The sequence below is a fragment of the Paenibacillus arenosi genome (assembly GCF_014841135.1).
Taxonomy (GTDB): Bacteria; Bacillota; Bacilli; order Paenibacillales; family Paenibacillaceae; genus Paenibacillus_B; species Paenibacillus_B arenosi.
On record NZ_JACYTN010000009.1, the window covers coordinates 47,410 to 64,556 of the forward strand.

15 protein-coding genes and 1 pseudogene are annotated in these 17,147 nt (G+C 41.2%); 1 reads left to right on the forward strand and 15 read right to left on the reverse strand.

The features are described 5' to 3' along the window. Positions 1 to 29: 29 nt before the first annotated feature. From IFO66_RS13155 to IFO66_RS13175, 5 genes are all read right to left on the reverse strand, one after another. Positions 30 to 1,049, reverse strand: coding sequence for an ABC transporter substrate-binding protein (locus IFO66_RS13155; protein ID WP_337913023.1), 1,020 nt, complete (start codon positions 1,047 to 1,049; stop codon positions 30 to 32). Positions 1,050 to 1,332: 283 nt separating this feature from the next. Beyond that, entirely contained in the window at positions 1,333 to 2,001 is a 669-nt protein-coding gene (locus IFO66_RS13160; protein WP_192025581.1) for an HAD-IA family hydrolase, read from the reverse strand. Positions 2,002 to 2,066: 65 nt separating this feature from the next. Next, positions 2,067 to 4,142: a serine hydrolase domain-containing protein gene (locus IFO66_RS13165; RefSeq protein WP_192025582.1), complete on the reverse strand. Its 2,076-nt coding sequence runs from the start codon at positions 4,140 to 4,142 to the stop codon at positions 2,067 to 2,069. Positions 4,143 to 4,362: 220 nt separating this feature from the next. Next, positions 4,363 to 6,423 carry a serine hydrolase domain-containing protein gene (locus tag IFO66_RS13170; protein WP_192025583.1) on the reverse strand — a complete coding sequence of 687 codons (2,061 nt, stop codon included), beginning with the start codon at positions 6,421 to 6,423 and terminating at the stop codon, positions 4,363 to 4,365. Between the two features lie 275 nt (positions 6,424 to 6,698). Next, complete coding sequence (locus tag IFO66_RS13175) at positions 6,699 to 7,262, reverse strand: HD domain-containing protein (RefSeq protein ID WP_192025629.1); 564 nt, start codon at positions 7,260 to 7,262, stop codon at positions 6,699 to 6,701. A 280-nt stretch (positions 7,263 to 7,542) separates the two neighbouring features. Here IFO66_RS13175 and IFO66_RS13180 point away from each other — a divergent pair. Then, positions 7,543 to 7,914, forward strand: a pseudogene (locus IFO66_RS13180) (SDR family NAD(P)-dependent oxidoreductase); the annotation flags it as partial. 118 nt (positions 7,915 to 8,032) lie between these two features. Here IFO66_RS13180 and IFO66_RS13185 read toward each other — a convergent pair. From IFO66_RS13185 to IFO66_RS13230, 10 genes are all read right to left on the reverse strand, one after another. Then, positions 8,033 to 9,694, reverse strand: a complete 1,662-nt coding sequence (locus IFO66_RS13185; protein ID WP_192025630.1) for a glycerol-3-phosphate dehydrogenase/oxidase — start codon at positions 9,692 to 9,694, stop codon at positions 8,033 to 8,035. A 156-nt stretch (positions 9,695 to 9,850) separates the two neighbouring features. After that, entirely contained in the window at positions 9,851 to 11,341 is a 1,491-nt protein-coding gene (glpK, locus tag IFO66_RS13190) for a glycerol kinase GlpK (protein WP_192025584.1), read from the reverse strand. A gap of 51 nt (positions 11,342 to 11,392) precedes the next feature. Further along, positions 11,393 to 12,190, reverse strand: coding sequence for an MIP/aquaporin family protein (locus tag IFO66_RS13195; RefSeq protein ID WP_192025585.1), 798 nt, complete (start codon positions 12,188 to 12,190; stop codon positions 11,393 to 11,395). 194 nt (positions 12,191 to 12,384) lie between these two features. Next, positions 12,385 to 12,942 carry a glycerol-3-phosphate responsive antiterminator gene (locus IFO66_RS13200; protein ID WP_192025586.1) on the reverse strand — a complete coding sequence of 186 codons (558 nt, stop codon included), beginning with the start codon at positions 12,940 to 12,942 and terminating at the stop codon, positions 12,385 to 12,387. Between the two features lie 971 nt (positions 12,943 to 13,913). Continuing rightward, on the reverse strand, positions 13,914 to 14,624 hold the full coding sequence (locus IFO66_RS13205) for an alpha/beta fold hydrolase (protein ID WP_192025587.1): 711 nt from the start codon (positions 14,622 to 14,624) through the stop codon (positions 13,914 to 13,916). A gap of 19 nt (positions 14,625 to 14,643) precedes the next feature. Continuing rightward, on the reverse strand, positions 14,644 to 15,108 hold the full coding sequence (locus IFO66_RS13210) for a GNAT family N-acetyltransferase (RefSeq protein WP_192025588.1): 465 nt from the start codon (positions 15,106 to 15,108) through the stop codon (positions 14,644 to 14,646). Between the two features lie 93 nt (positions 15,109 to 15,201). Further along, the gene (locus IFO66_RS13215; protein ID WP_192025589.1) at positions 15,202 to 15,801 is read right to left on the reverse strand and encodes an HD domain-containing protein; all 600 of its coding nucleotides are present in this window, start codon (positions 15,799 to 15,801) and stop codon (positions 15,202 to 15,204) included. 96 nt (positions 15,802 to 15,897) lie between these two features. Next, a complete protein-coding gene (locus IFO66_RS13220) occupies positions 15,898 to 16,278 on the reverse strand; it encodes a hypothetical protein (RefSeq protein ID WP_192025590.1) in 381 nt (126 codons plus the stop codon). Beyond that, positions 16,230 to 16,538, reverse strand: coding sequence for a hypothetical protein (locus tag IFO66_RS13225; protein ID WP_225445746.1), 309 nt, complete (start codon positions 16,536 to 16,538; stop codon positions 16,230 to 16,232). Before IFO66_RS13225 ends, IFO66_RS13220 begins: the two co-directional genes overlap by 49 nt. 84 nt (positions 16,539 to 16,622) lie before the next feature. Next, the gene (locus IFO66_RS13230) at positions 16,623 to 17,114 is read right to left on the reverse strand and encodes a GNAT family N-acetyltransferase (protein ID WP_192025592.1); all 492 of its coding nucleotides are present in this window, start codon (positions 17,112 to 17,114) and stop codon (positions 16,623 to 16,625) included. Positions 17,115 to 17,147 lie beyond the last annotated feature (33 nt).

Below are 17,147 nucleotides of genomic sequence, written 5' to 3' on the forward strand. Positions count from 1 at the left end.
CTCTTTCATAAGTTAGATAAACGTGTGGACTATTTTTCAAGTTTAAACGTATCATATAGACCATCTAGTAGCATATGAGCCGATTTGTACCCACCTGCGATATTCCAGATGATGTCGTTTACTTGATAAACTTGATTGTTCTTCACCGCATCGATATTTTTCCAGAGCGGATGACTCATCCACTCGTCAGCTGTCTTTTTGTTCGCTTCTGCATCTTTACCCGCATAATTGAAATTAAAGATGACATCTGCATTCATATCAGGAATACTTTCTTTAGACGTTACTTCAACGCCCCATGTATCTGCGTCATGACCTGCAGGTCTTGTGAAACCTAGCTCTTTTAGAATTGTGCCTGCATAACCCATGTAGTAGATACGTACATGATCCGCTCTGAAGTTAATAATCGAAGCTTCGATTGGCAAGCGGTCACCCATCTTTTGTTTAAAGTCAGCTACTCGGCTATCCCAGTCAGCCAGCAACTTATTTCCTTGCTCCTCTATATTCAATGCTTGACTCGCAACTTTTAATGTTGCTTTCCAGTCATACAGCACTTCTGTCGAAACCGTTGGTGCTATGGCAGACAATTGGTTGTAAATTTCTTCATGACGGAACTTTGATGCAATAATCAAATCAGGCTTAAGCTTATGAATCTCTTCAAGGTTAGGTTGTGTTTCCAAACCAAGTAAGGGAACGCCTTCTAGATCTGTAGCTAAGTAATCAAAAACTTTTTTCTCTCCCCAAGCTTCTACAACACCAACGGGCTTCACACCAAGTGCAACGACAACATCAGTAGCCCCCTGGTACAAGGTAACCACTCTTTTAGGCGTTCCTTTTACTTCGGTTTTCCCCATTGGGTGCTCGATAACTCGAACCGATTCTGCTTCACTTGTTTGCGTATTATTTGTTCCTTGTGCTTGATTCTCTGCAACCGGCTTGCTTGAGTCGGTTGTCGTTCCTGCTTGTCCACCAGCTCCGCAACCCGTAATAATCGACAATAATAACACCATTGATGCAAGTACAAGAAGTGATTTTTTACCTAGTTTGAACACGTTCGCTTCTCTCCCTACTCTGCCCGATTTCACTTAATTGATATTGAATCTCATTTGCAATTATAGGAGACGATACAAATGTTGACAAGCATTATATGCCAAAATCCGCATCAACTTACTCAAAATAAAGCTAAAAGTGCAAACTAGTAGATAAAAAGTACAAACTAAGTTCATCTTCAAATCCCACTTCCTACTATTAGAGGAATTTACATACACGAGAAGAAGGCGTCATCTTGCAGACTCCTCTACCATACGAAAGCTTTAAAGTCATAAAACACAAAAACTAGCCTTGATATTTAGTCACGATTTCTTTCAATTGAATTAAATCTTCAATGGTGTCATCTGCTTGAACCTCGCGCGTATAATAACTTGCTTTCTTCCAAATCCCTTTCATGCCCACGTCTATAGATGCTTGAACATCGTTAATAGGATGGTCCCCAACGTACAAGGCTTCATTGGCTTTAACGTTTAATCGATGCAGTGCTCGCTCAAATATCTCTTTGTCCGGCTTTCTAGTCCCTTCTTGCTCAGAAATTAATATCTCGTCAAAGTACTCTTTTATTTGTAGTGCGTCCAAATTAGCTGTTTGAAAACGAATAAATCCGTTGGTTATCATTCCTATTTTGATGTGCTGAGCCTTTAGCCAATTCAAGAGTTCAACCGTGTGGGGGAAAGAGATTGCAAATCTAGGAAAATGCTCGATATAATCTTCCAGCATCGTTTCCCATTGAAGTTCGTCTAACTGATATTCTTCTATTAGCTGTCGATAAACGCTGTCCTTCCATACATATCCGCACTTATCAAGCGCAATAAAACTTGCAACAAAGACGGTTTTCGGAATTCTAGTTAAATGATTAGCGTATCTATTGTACTGATCTTCCACAAACAATCTCAATGACAGGTCACGATTGAGCAGCGTTCCATCTAGATCAAAGATGACGGCTTTAATCACGGATTCACCTACTTTCAATCCCTTTTAAACATTCATTCATATAATGTAAATAATAACAATTTAAATCACTTTAACTTCGAGTAATCAGGATACACAATTTGATAGAGTATAGCTGCTGCTTCTTGTCGCTTCAATCCTTTTTTGGACATAAAGTCGATCGAACCATCCTGATGCTTGCTCACTTCTGGTCCATAGTAACCGTGCGCTACCACATATTGAACCGCTTCTAGTGCCCACTCATCCGTAGTTCCTGCAAGCTTAACTGGCGGTCTCGGTACAGTTGGAAGAGATTTCAATGCGTTGTAGATCCATACTGCTGCCTCTTGACGCTCTATCAGTCGATCTGGCTCGAACTTTCCATTCTTAATCCTCGCTGTATCAATGAGTTTACTTAGAGCAGCCTCATTAATAGCTGCCGCATACTTGTGTCCTTCCACATCCTTAAATGCGGGTTTATCGTGGTGATGATACCCTAGATCAAACAGTTCTATCAGCAAATGAGCAAACTCCGCACGCGTCATTTCTTTCGTCGGTTCCATTACAGCTGATCCTTCCTCACCAAATGCAATCAAGGGACTCAAACCATCCACATATTTGCGATACGGATGCTCTCCCGCAATATCTGCATAAACTACTGGTGCTTCAAGTTTCCCAGCCCAAGTAAGACTGCTTAGTAGCGTATAGATATACTTCACCTTACCGTTTTCTTCTTTAAATGCTAATGGAAAACCATCCTCGCTTAAAAAGAAAAGAGGATCAACTTGACGATATATGGTGCTGCCCATACCATCATTTACAGTTAGAGAACCATCGCTATTCGCTTTAATTTCGGTTATATCGTATCCCAGACGCAAATTTCTATAGCGCCCTTCGAATTTCAGAAGCTGTTGTTGGGAAGGTTGTAAGTAATTCGGAGCAGGTCTTTCATCTGGATAGAAGTGATCCATAAACGCCGACATGTAGAGGCCATGTAAGTTATTCACTTGATTGCTACTTATAAATACGCCGACTTTCTTATCAGGCAGGAAGGCAATTTTGGACACAAACCCAGGAATATATCCGCCTTTTACCACAAAATCATGTCCATTGAACTCATGATGGGTATAAAACTCAAATCCATAAGTCATATTTGGTACATCAGGATGGATACTCACTTGAGGAGTGAGCATTTTCATCAAAGAGTCATTGCTCAAAAATCGTTTCCCTTTAAATATTCCACCATTCAGCACTGCTAACATATAATTAGCCATATCCTTACCTGTAGATGACAACGATCCTTCTGGCATTACCGTCGGTTTAAACACGGCTGGCTTAAGCTTTTTCCCCTTCCAATCATATGAACCCGCCAACTGATCTGCCTTTTCTTTCTCTAGCACAAAGCTCGAATTGTCCATATCCAACACGTCAAACAAATGCTCTTGAGCATAATCTTCAAATTTCTGACCCGTAACTTGCTCCACAATATATCCTTGCAACTGAGACGCAAAATTATCATACGTATAAACGGTACCCGGCTTGTTTATGATTCGGAATGTATTGTTCCGCAGCTCGTCCTTCATGGAAAAATATTTATTCGAATCCAACTCTGCGTCTATGGAAAATCCAGTATCCGCATGCTCTACACCACTCGTATGAGTGAGTAAATCCTTTACTGTAACCGGACTTCCGGTTTCGTTTTTAAGGGTCATGTCGCCTACATACTTCGTTATATCTGCATGTAAATCAATCTTGCCTTGCTCCACAAGCTGCAGCACAGCTGTTGCCGTAAATACTTTCGATACAGAGCCAACATAGAACAAGGTCTCATTCGGATCCACCTTCTGCTTCGTTTCTTTATCTGAATATCCGTACCCTCCATTAAGCAGCACTTCGCCGCCATTTACGACGGTAACTACAGCTCCAGCTGCCCATTTATGAATATTCGAGTTGGCAAAAAACTCCTTCGTAAACTTCTCCACATTCGCCTTAGTCAATGGAACAACTGCTTTTTTAGCTGCTGGTTTGGCCGCGATTACATGTTGAGTCAGAATCGGTTGACTAATCGGAATATCTTTTGTCGCAGTCATAGCAAATATAGGAAGCGAGGCATATGACAGCATTAGGGCACATAGTAGTGCGACTGATTTTTTACGATTCTTCATGATTATACCTCCCCAGCATGGAAAATCCTTCATTTCCACGACTATTTTTCAGGTAATATTTGTATTTTAAAAATTGTTTCTTTCTCACTTCTTTCAGCACCCTTACAGTATATTACAATTTAACACAAAAAAAGCTGCATGAAAACATGATTAATTCATGTAATCACACAGCCTACATTTTATAATCTATATTTTAATAAAACTGATTTTACTTACTCTCTTAATGATGAGGGTACACAAGTCTGTAAAGGATAGCTGCCACTTCTTGACGCTTTAACCCTTTTTTAGACAAGAAATCGATAGAGCCATCTTGATTTTTAATCACTTCTGGGCCATAGAATCCGAAGGTCGCCAGATACTGTACCGCTTCTTTCGCCCACTCATCTGTCGTTCCTGCGAGCTTTACTGGAGGTTTCGGTATCGTAGGATACTCTTTTAGGAAACTATACAGCCACAATGCCGCTTCTTGACGCTCTATGATTCGCTCTGGCTCAAACTTCCCGTCCTTAAACGTCTTTGTATCAATGATTTTGAGATGAACCGCCTCATTAATAGCATCCACATACTTATGTCCCCCCACATCTTTAAAGGCTGGTTTATCGTGGCTACGATATCCCATATCAAACAATTCCATCAGCACATGAGCAAACTCTGCACGTGTCATCTCTTTAGCCGGTTGCAGTGTATGAGAACCTTCATCACCTATTGCAACTAATGGACTTAGACCATCTATATATTTACGATACGTATGGTCTCCAGCCACATCTGTATAGGCAACTGGCGCATCAAGCTTCTCTGCCCAAGTGACAAAGGTCAGTAACGTATAGATATACTTCACCTTGCCATTCTCTTCTTTAAATGCTAATGGCAAGCCATCTTCACTTAAAAAGAGGAGCGGATCAACTTGACGATATATCGTGCTGCCAAGCCCATCTTTTACAGTTAAAGACCCATCACTATTCGCTTTAATTTCTGTGACATCAAATCCCATGCGCAAGTTTTTATAGCGACCTTCAAATTTGGCAAGCTGTTGTTGCGTTGGCTTCAAATATGTTGGAGCAGGTCTCTCATCTGGATAGAAGTGATCCATAAACGCAGACATATAAACATCTCGAATGCCGCTTCCTTGGTTATCACTTATAAATACGCCAACTTTCTTGTCAGGCAGGAACGTAACTTGAGAAGCGAATCCAGGTAAATTGCCACCCTTTACAACAAAATTATGCCCGTTAAATAAATGATGGGTGTAGAATTCAAATCCGTAAGTCATATTCGGCACATTAGGGTGAATACTTACTTGAGGTGTGAGCATCTTCGACAAGGAGTCTTGACTCAAAAAGCGCTTCCCTTCAAGCGATCCGCCATTTAGTACAGCTAACATATAATTAGCCATATCTTCTCCAGTAGAAGACATTGATCCCTCTGGTAGAACTGTCGGTTTGAATACGGCTGGCTTGAGCTTATTCCCTTTTGAATCATAGGAACTTGCCAATTGATCCGCTTCATCCTTCTCTAACACATAGCTCGTATTTTCCATATCGAGCACATCAAAAATATGTTTTTTGGCATAATCTTCGAATTTTTGTCCAGTTACTTGCTCAACGATATATCCCTGCAACTGGGATGCGAAATTATCATAGCTGTATACTGTGCCAGGCTTATTTACGATCCGGAATGTATTTTTCAACAATTCATCTTTAATCGAATAATAACGACTCGAGTCTAACCCTGCATCAAACGCAAATCCAGTGTCCGCATGCTCCACCCCGCTCGTATGAGTGAGCAAATCTTTTACCGTAACTGGGCTTCCTGTTTCGTTTTTGATTTTAACATCGCCCAAATATTTCGTTATGTCCGCATTCAGATCAATCTTACCTTGTTCTACTAGCTGTAGTACGGCCGTTGCTGTAAATACTTTGGTTACAGAACCGATATAAAATAAAGTTTCTTCCGAATCTACTGGCTGCTTCTTCTCTTTATCTGCATAACCATAGCCTTCCTCGAGCAGTACTTCATTACCTTTCACAACCGTAACTACTGCTCCCGCTACGATTTTCTTAATTTCTGGGTTAGCAAAAAACTCCTTCGTAAACTGTTCCACATTCGCTTTTGTTAATGGAACTACGGCTTTTTTAGCTGCTGGCTTAGCTTGCGCAATTGCATATTGGATTGGTTGGTGGGCTTGAGCTGCTTCTGCTGCATTTGCAGCAGACAATGGGAGTGAAGCGGATAACATCATAAGTGCACATAGTAGTGAAAGTGCTTTTTTACTTTTTTTCATGAACCTACCTCCTCAGTATGGTTAAACAAGTAACTCTGGGACTGTATTTTCAAGTAATATCTGTATTGTAAATTCCCCATCTTTCTGACTTCTTTCAGCAACCTTACAATAAACTTACAATCAAAAATGAAAATGATTCATTAAAAAATAACCCACAAAATGGGACTTTTGTTCAGAGTTCCATTTTGTGGGTTATCGTTATATCGTTCTTATGATGTTAATTACGCCATTGTGCTTAAATTGTGCTTATTGTACGATTATGTTAGTCGTTTTCTTCAGGCTTTTTGCTGCTTAAGCCTTTCAACATCGATGCCCGCGGCTGCAAGCTTCTGTTGGCCTTCTTGTTCAATCAAATTTTTCAATGCTGTAAGCACCGGATCAAAATCGGTATGCTTGCCTAACATAAATGTCATTTCGTGTTCAATTGGCAGCCATGTTTCTATATCTGCTTCATTATGTTGAATTTGCGCCTCCAGCTTATCCAATGCGTTAGCAACTTTGGCCTCATACGTGTCCTTACCTTCAAATTCGAACCAGTATTCATAGAGCTTCTGACCATGCTCATCGCCAAGTATATCTCGAATCTGCTCAATAGCTGCGATCTCATTTTTATGTTTCAAAGCTTTCGCTTCATTATTATTCATCGTATCAAATGCAGGAATATCCTTCGCATAAGCCTCAACCAAGTCGTGAATAATGATCATTTTGAGCAGCTTCTCACTGTTTACTCGATTAGGCAAATAGGGTTCAATGGCCATTGCCATTAGGGCAAGACGCCATGTGTGCTCCGCTACGCTTTCTCTTCTACCATTTGATAACCAGCTATGGCGCAACTCCATCTTTAATTTTTCGCCAAGTTTAATTAGTTCAAGTACATTCTTTAGCTGCTTCACTTACGCTTCTACCCCTCTGCTTCATCTAGTGTAGTAAATAGTAAAATTAATATGAATTATATCAGTAAGTACCTTCCATGTAATTAGAAGGTTCATATATGTAAAAGCGACTATCTGCTTCAATAGCCGCTTCTGTGTATTCTAAAAACCCCTTGACTTTGACACTAGTGTAAAGCTTTAGACTGAGGTCAGAAGCTAAACCAAACCATTTTGAGGAGGAAGTCAAATGAGTAACTATCAAGGGAAGAAAGCTGTAATTATAGGTGGAACACATGGCATGGGACTTGCCACTGCGAAGGCACTGCTCACAGGAGGAGCGGAAGTGCTTGTTACAAGCCGTAATCCGAAGAACATGGAAGAGGCAAGACGTGAATTAGGTAGTGAACGCGTGCATGTAGTATTGTCTGATGTCTCGAGATTGGAAGACATTCAAGCATTAGGAGCTTACGTAGAGCAACATCTTGGAAAAATAGATTTACTCCATGTAAATGCTGGGATCTCGGTGCTTGAACCATTCGAACAAGTAACGGAAAGTTCTTACGATCGGACATTCGCCGTTAATACGAAGGGAGCCTTTTTCACGGTGCAGCGCTTGGCACCACAGCTATTTGAATCTCTGCGCATAAAACACAACTGTATAAAACAGAACGCCAAGCTCACAAAAATGAGAACTTGGCGTTTATCGTTTCAAATCCATGAAAATAACATTACAATATCTACACTTCGTTCTGCGGCGTCACTGCGCGTTCCAAACTTTGTTCAAGCTCTAAAGTGTAGCGCAGCTTCTGCTCTTCCGTCCAACCTTGCGCTGCTGCCATATAATCTATTACTGGCTGTTTCCAGCGACGTACCCATTCAATATTAAAGAACAATGCTCCCGTACGACGAATAAAGAAATCATCCGGCTTCACCGTCATCTCATACTGCATCGCATATACAAGCGGTACGAGTACTTCAAGCGGAAGACCAACTTGCTCTGACTTATCAGCATAGGCATGGGCCAGTTCAAAGATACGATCTACATTGGAACCGTAAAATAGTGCCCATCGCTTGGCCAACTTAACGTCCAAACCTTGTTTTACCCCTTCACTTATCATCTTGCTCACAAAATCCGGGAATGAAGCAGAGCCGCCAACATGACCGCCAGAGATCGGCATATGTTTCGTTGCTGCTGCCGCAAATGAACGCCCATCTTGCTCATGAATGAGCTTCGTCACCAAATTAACAATCGTCTCCGCCATTTTCCGATAACCTGTCAGCTTTCCTCCTGCGATTGTAATTAGTCCAGAAGGAGACTGCCATATTTCATCTCGGCGCGATATTTCGGATGCGCTTTTTCCTTCTTCATAAATAAGCGGTCTAACCCCTGCCCAGCTCGATTCAATATCTTGCACTGTAAGCTGGACCGTAGGGAACATATAGTGAATCGCATCCATGATGTACGTACGATCTTCTGCAGTCATTACCGGATGGATCGGATCTGCCTTATAGAACGTATCCGTCGTTCCCACATACGTCTTGCCATCACGCGGAATGGCAAATACCATGCGCCCATCAGGCGTATCAAAGTATATTGCCTGCTTAAGTGGAAACTTCGACTGATCGACCACAAGATGAACCCCTTTAGACATTTGAAGACGCTTACCCGTACGCGAACCATCTTGCTCTCGCAGCACATCCACCCATGGCCCTGCTGCATTAATAATTTTGTTTGCGAACAATTCATGTTGATTACCATTCACCTGATCGGTTACACGCACGCCTGCAATGTTACCTTCTTTGTACAAGAACGACTCTACTTTCATATAATTCAGTGCTTTTGCACCTTTACTTACCGCTTCTTTCATCACTTCCATCGTCAGCCGTGCATCATCTGTCCGATATTCAACATAGTAACCGCCGCCTTTTAATCCTTCTCGTTTCAATAGCGGTTCACGTTCAATCGTTTCTTTGTCCGTAAACATGCGACGGCGTTCACTGCGTTTCACACCTGCCAAGAAGTCATAGACACGAAGTCCGATCGATGTGCTGAACTTACCAAACGTGCCGCCACGATGGAACGGAAGCAGCATCCATTCTGGTGTTGTTACATGTGGGCCATTTTCATAAACAATGGCACGCTCTTTCCCTACTTCAGCTACCGTCTTCACATCGAATTGCTTCAAATAGCGCAATCCGCCATGCACAAGCTTCGTCGAGCGACTCGAAGTACCTGCTGCAAAGTCCTGCATTTCAAATAACGCTGTGTTAAGGCCGCGCGTCGCTGCATCAAGCGCAATACCCGCTCCTGTAATACCACCACCGATTACGATTACATCGAGAGGCTGTTCTTTCATAGATTGCAATATATCGTGACGCCCCGCTGCGTTAAATTCCATCTTCATCTGTATGACCTCCTGAGCAATCGGTGACCGAAATAACAAAAGCCGCAATAACACTATAGTCTCTAAACAAGACGATAGTGCAATTGCGGCTTCTCTATTCTCCAACCGAATCGATTATTAACTTGTAATCATTATAACATAATAATTAACTTATTTAAACACTTTTGTTGCAGCAATTGCTTTTTTCCAACCATCGTACAAATCCACGCGTTGTTCCTCTTCCATAGAAGGCTGGAACGTGCGATCGATGCTCCACTGAGCAGCAATTTCTTCACGGCTATCCCAGTAGCCAACAGCAAGACCTGCAAGATAAGCCGCTCCAAGCGCTGTCGTCTCATATACTTTTGGGCATTCAACCGGAACGTTTAACATATCACTTTGGAACTGCATTAAGAAATTATTTTGAACCGCGCCACCATCTACGCGCAGTGTTGTAAGCTCAATCGCAGAATCCGCTTCCATTGCTTGCAGCACATCTTTTGTTTGATAAGCGAGAGATTCTAACGTTGCACGAATAAAGTGCTCTTTAGTCGTGCCGCGAGTCAAACCGAATACTGCGCCTTTCACTTCACTATCCCAGTAAGGTGTACCTAGTCCTACAAAGGCAGGAACGACATATACACCATCTGTCGTATCGACTTTACTTGCATACAATTCGCTGTCTTTCGATTCTTTAATCATACGCAAACCGTCGCGCAGCCACTGCACAGCTGAACCGGCAACGAATACACTGCCCTCTAACGCATATTCGACTTTACCGTCAATGCCCCAAGCAATCGTCGTCAATAGTCCATGCGAAGATTGAACAGCTTGCTCACCTGTATTCATTAGCATGAAACAACCTGTGCCGTACGTATTTTTAGCCATACCTTTGTTAAAGCATGCTTGACCGAACAACGCAGCTTGTTGGTCCCCGGCTGCACCAGCAATCGGAATACTTTCACCAAAGAAGTGGAAGTCAACCGTTTCACCATACACTTCTGAAGAAGAGCGAACTTCTGGTAGCATTTGTTTTGGAATCGTGAGCAATTCAAGCAATTCATCATCCCAGCGCAGCTCATGAATATTGTACATCAATGTACGCGATGCGTTACTATAATCGGTCACATGAACGTTGCCGTCGGTCAGCTTCCATATTAACCATGTGTCAATTGTTCCGAACAACAATTCGCCGCGCTCCGCTTTTTCACGTGCACCTTCTACATTGTCAAGAATCCATTTTACTTTCGTACCTGAGAAATAAGAATCTATTAATAATCCTGTTTTCGAACGGAACAACTCACTATGACCTGCTTCTTTTAGCTCATCACAAATCGATTTCGTTTGGCGCGATTGCCATACAATCGCATTATATACAGGACGACCCGATTGTTTATCCCATACCACCGTCGTCTCACGTTGATTCGTAATTCCGATCCCTGCGATCTGGCTCGGCTTCACACCTGACTCGATCAGACAAGTGGCAATGACAGAAAGGATTGTCCCCCAAATTTCTTGTGCATTATGCTCAACCCAGCCTGGTTCAGGAAATATTTGTGTAAATTCCTTTTGCGCCGTGTGTACAATATGTCCTTCTTTATTAAATAAAATAGCACGAGAGCTCGTTGTTCCTTGATCTAGAGACAAAATATATTTTTCCATACAAGATTCCCCCCTGTATTGTTTGAACACTCAATGAATTTGATATGCACTTTAGTTTGCTGTTCGCTTCGAAAGGAGCTGTGCTCCAATTAGAACAACCATCGCTATACCTAACACTAACCACAACATCGAATCCGATTCACCTAAAAATACATTTTTATAAAACAACCCACCTAGTGAACCGCCTAGCAACGGTCCTACTACTGGAACCCATGCATATTTCCAGTTCGAGCCCCCTTTACCTGGGATCGGAAGCAAAAAATGAGCAATCCTTGGACCCAAGTCACGTGCCGGGTTGATAGCATAACCTGTTGTACCACCTAGCGATAAACCTATACTAACAATTAAAAATCCGACGATAAATGGATTCAACCCATCTGCAAATTTATTTGCACCGATTGCCAAAATACCGAGAACGAGAATAAAAGTACCGATCATTTCACTAATTACGTTTGAAAATGGATGATTGATAGCAGGACCTGTTGCGAATATACCTAATTTTGTAGCTGGATCCTCAGTTACTTTCCAATGCGGCAAGTAATGTAAGTATACAATTACTGCTCCCAATATAGCACCTATCATCTGCGCGACAATGTAAGATGGTACATCCGCCCACGGGAAGCTCCCCGTGAAAGCTAGTCCAACGGTAAGAGCTGGATTCAAGTGCGCTCCACTAAACGAACCAACGGAATAGGCTGCTACTGCAACGGCTAAACCCCAACCTAACGTAATAACGATCCAACCTGAATTTGCAGCAAAAGACTTTTTAAGTGATACACCTGCACAGACGCCGCCGCCGAGCGCGATTAAAATCATCGTTCCAATTACTTCGGCCCAAAATGCTGACATAATTAGCCCTCCTGTAAAATCCTCACTGTTGTTACATTTTATTCTGCTAAGGAGAACGCAAAAAGAGACCCACGATCGAGTACACATCTTATCCCTTGAGAGGATAAATGTGTTCTGAAAGTAGATCTCCAAGTCTCCGTAACAAGTATTAACTTAATTCATAGTTTATTCATATTTGTAAGCGTTGTCAATCACTATTTTTCATATTTTGTCCACAACTGCTTATTCGATGTGGTTACCGCTTCTGCTCCAGCACCCAATGCACGCTCCACATCTTCTCGTGTGGATATGAATCCGCCCGCTACGATCGGTAATTGTGTATTTTCTTTGACTTTGCGAATGACATCGGGCATTCCTCCTGGCAGTACTTCAATGACATCCGGCTGTGTTTTTTCAAGCAGCTTATAACTTTTCTCCAACGCACTATTATCAATGAGAAACATCCGCTGAACAGCGACAACCCCTTTTTGCTTCGCACGCTGAATGACATTTCCTTTCGTCGACAATATGCCGTACGGACGGTACTCTTGACATAAATATTCTGTAGCATACGCATCACTTTGTAAGCCTTGGATTAGATCCAAGTGGAGCAGCAGTTTTTTATCTGCTTTGCGCACCATATCAACGGCATATTTTAATTGTGCCACATGGATATCCAACAGGATAAGATACTCATATGGAGAGGCAATCGCTTTTTCTAAGTCTTTCATTTGTCTAGAAGCTGGCAATATTCGTTGTTTATAAAACTCCATCTGTCGTTATTCCCCTTTAATCGACCAGTGCTAAAATTACGTTGTATCATTATACATGGAGCAATACTTTCCGTATACACTAAGAAATGGGAATGAAGTGTGATTGCTTAATCCATATAGGCCAATCATTTAAAAGGACAAGTACAAGTTGAACGGAATAATATTAACCACTATTTCTAAATCCGTTTCGTTTTATTCGTAATCGTCCATCAAAGCTACTAAATCCCCATATACCCACCCGTAATCATCTCGTGCCAATTAATTACTTTCTTGTCCTTAAAAAACCGAGCTGGACAATTAAATTATTCAGCAAATATGCTGGCAGCAGAAGGCTAGGATTAGAGCTAGAGCTGGAACTAGTACAACTGTTTCATATAGACATTGCACAGATTTAGAGTTGCCCGTTACCCATACCCTACCATTAACTTTCATAATTCTATTATTCTTATTCTCTCCAGCGAGAACGTTTGCTACAGCAAAATTGCACTAACGGTTGCCACAGAGCCTATTAAGCTTATATTTGCTTATTTTGAGGTTTAAAGGTTGTCAGAGAGCTTATTTGCCAGAAAAAGCGGCGACACATGCCAAAATTGCTAAAATAAGCGCACTGACGCCCGTTAAAATTCATTGATGCGCAATTTCGTAAAAATAGCGTCAATAGCAACCGTTAGAGGAAGTACCAGAGTGCATTGAAGATATTTCGTAGATTAGCGACATTTAGTACATTAGCTGCATTCCCTACAACGAGTACATTGAGTATATTGCTTACATTAGGTACATCAGATACATTTGGGGCATTGAGTATAACAAGTAACGCTTTATTTGTCACACATTTGTGCATTTCCAGTACTCAGCGTATAGTGAATATGGAAGTGGAGAAGGAAGGAAGTAACGAAGTATGTCATGACCTCCCACGATCTCCGCATAGGGGATAATAAAATGGTACGCATGGACTGTCCCACGGTCTCTATCTAACTTAAAAAATCATTTATCGCGCTATAAAGTGCCGCTTTCTCTGTTCTTCGGATGTCATGCCCACTTTTCGTGAACTCATGGAGATGTAGATGGGGAAATTGTTTCTTATATCGCTCAAGATCATTATCCGTCAACAATGAACCTTTCAGTAAGCCTTTAGCGACAAGAACCGGACGATCAAAATTCACAGAGATCGATTTTTGAGTCGATTCACGTTGAATACCACGAACCGTTTCCTGACGAATATTCATTTCTCTACCGACTGGGATTAAGTAGTTATTAATATAATCATCTGCCCATTCCGTCGACATCGCTTTATGTTCAGGTGGATAATCCTGCATGATCATTGAGGCAATAAGAGGAGTATGTTGATTCGCGTATTCTAGCGCATAAGGTACGCCCCGAGAGTATGCAAAAAGATGAAAATACTCAACGCCTGCTTCTTTAACAATGGCTTCAATATCAGATACATGATGTTCCAAATCATACCCTTCTTGCGGCGTATCACTTTTCCCTCTGCCTCTAAACGAGAGCACGACCCCTCTTCGCGGTAATAGAAACTGTAGCAAATCGACGTATTCTCCGGCTGTTTCCGACAAGCCAGGGCATATAACAATAGGAGTCAGAGAAGGATCAGCATCATTAAAAGAATCTAGAAAATGAATATTCAAGCCATTATGTTGTGCCATTTTGGACAACAGATTCAAATAAATACCCCCTTTGAATTTAATCTAACATCAATTCCATTGGTTCCTTACATCGTTTGTAACCATTACGTTCATAAAACTCTACACTCCATTCGCTTGGCCACACGATAATAAATTCATAATGATTCGTTCGCGACCACTCTTCAATCTTTTTCAGTAATTGAGCTCCGATTCTATTTCCCCTATGTTCAGGCAACGTGTAGACATTGGTCATATAGAGAAAAGGATTCGTTTTTCTTCCCGGCCTAGGTACCTTATCAATTCGTTCCATATAAATATGAGAAAGAATCAGACCCTCTTGCTCCGCAACCCAAATAAACCATTTATCAGAAACGATGGCATCCTTCATAAAGGATCTGCACTCTACAGCAAACTCCTCATATGCATCCTCATCAAACTTATTCAGACTGTATTCGTTTGAAAAGTCCCATCTCATTCTTACAAGTTGTTCAATATCATCAGCATTGGTTAAGCGCAGATTCATGGTTATTGCCACTCCTGTAATCTAGATTATATGTAAAAATAATAAGCAGAAGAAATCCCCTACTACGCATAGGTATGATCAATCTCCAATGCATTACTTACTTAAAAATCCTTGTTCTACTGATTTCTCAATCATTTCTTGCGCATACTCCCATAATCTTTCAGAGCCCTTCGCAATTTTACAATTTCGGTCTAATACTGTATCGCTTGTGATATCATTTTTCTTCCACGTTTCACCTTGATTCAAATGATTATGTATGAGCGGTTGCAAACTATCCAAAGATGCCGCAAACTTCGCCTCATTTGTTTCCTTACGATCATATTCTAGCCATAAATCTATAAGCTCTGCCCCTTGATGCTCCGGGAGTAATCCAAATATTCGAGTCGCCGCTCGCTGCTCCCGATCAAACTTATCGAGATGCCCAGTACTATCGTAAGCAAAAGTATCTCCGGCATCAATTTCTACAATATCGTGAATGAGCAGCATCTTTATAACTTTAAACAAATCAACTTCTTGATTGGAATACTGATGTAAAATAAGTCCCATCACAGCAAGGTGCCACGAATGTTCCGCATCATTCTCTTGGCGGGAACCATTAATAAGCTTAGTCCTTCTTTCAATGCTTTTGAGCTTATCTATTTCAATTAGAAAAAGCATTTGCTTATTAAAATCGAGGTCATCATTCACCACCATCACTCCTTGCTATAAATTAGTGTCTCTCTTTTCGTCCAATCTAATTTGTGAGCATCGAGTGTCCGTTTGTCAGAACAGAATGTGAGAGCGCTGTACCTAAAAACTGCACAACCGCCCCGTAATCGTGTAGATTTTTTTCGTTATTAATTCGTGTCTTCTTGATCTTTTTTTATTACGCCATAAATTATTATCGGAACGACTAGAATGAGAATAATAGTAAGTACTTTGTTTATTTGGTTTGTGATTTGTGATATTTGGCATATGACTATCATGACTCACTGTAGGCGTGCTACTTGGTGTGTTGTTTAAATATTGTTGAAACACTTGTTGCTCACTTTCATTATAGTGCTGTACTTTATTGTCTTGAATACGAATCATCCCGTTTGGCCCACCTACTTTAGTCAAAAGAATATCCTCTTCTTTATCTTCTAAAAATAAAACGAATCTCCCGTTATTTTCTGATGCTTTTCTATCCATTCCTTATCATTTTCATCGGCAGCAACCATTATCAAATCAAACTCATGACCTTTATAGAGTTTATCTGCTTTAAAAGCAAATCCAATGGTTAAGCTGCTAGTTCCATCTGTATAATAGGTATAAAAATCAAATTTCCCTTCGACGACGATTGTTGCTCTTTTTACTACTTCTTCTGGCTTTAAATCTTCCCAAGTCGTTCCATACACGGTACTGGCAAGGAAAATTGACAGTAATATCGTAACGAATACGCAGCTTTTCAATTTTTTCAGGATGTCTTAATTTCCCTTCTCATCTTGTCTATATTTGAGTGCACACGTTGCTCGCCAGTCAATGCTAAATATCCTCTACAAAGCCAATGTCATAGACAAAAACTCTACCTGCTTATTACCTATCCTGCTCATAAAGCTCATTCCACGCACGAAACCAGCACGCTCATATACTGTAATCGCTCTTTCATTAAATGCTGCCACTACCAGCTGAAGGTTCTGCGCATAGTGATGCTGCTTCAAATAGTCTATACCTTGCAGCAAGAACTGCTGACCTTTTCCTTCTCCTGTAAAATCAGGTCTAAGCCCTAATCCAATATCAAGCCGATCATCATGTTCATAAATACCCGTTGGATAACCACCTGGTACACGAGCCGAATTCCCCATACAAATAAAACCTACTAATTGGTTATCGCTATCCAAAGCGTAAAAATACTCGTCATTCATAAGCTCGCAAATACATTCGTTGCTATCATCCATGTTGTACATGGAGTATGGAGCTGAGTACTTCCAAGTGCAGATAATAGAAGCATACTCTTTGGTCATGGGGTAAAAGTGATATATCGTCATATCGTTCAACCTTTCCTGTGTAAAATAGACTCT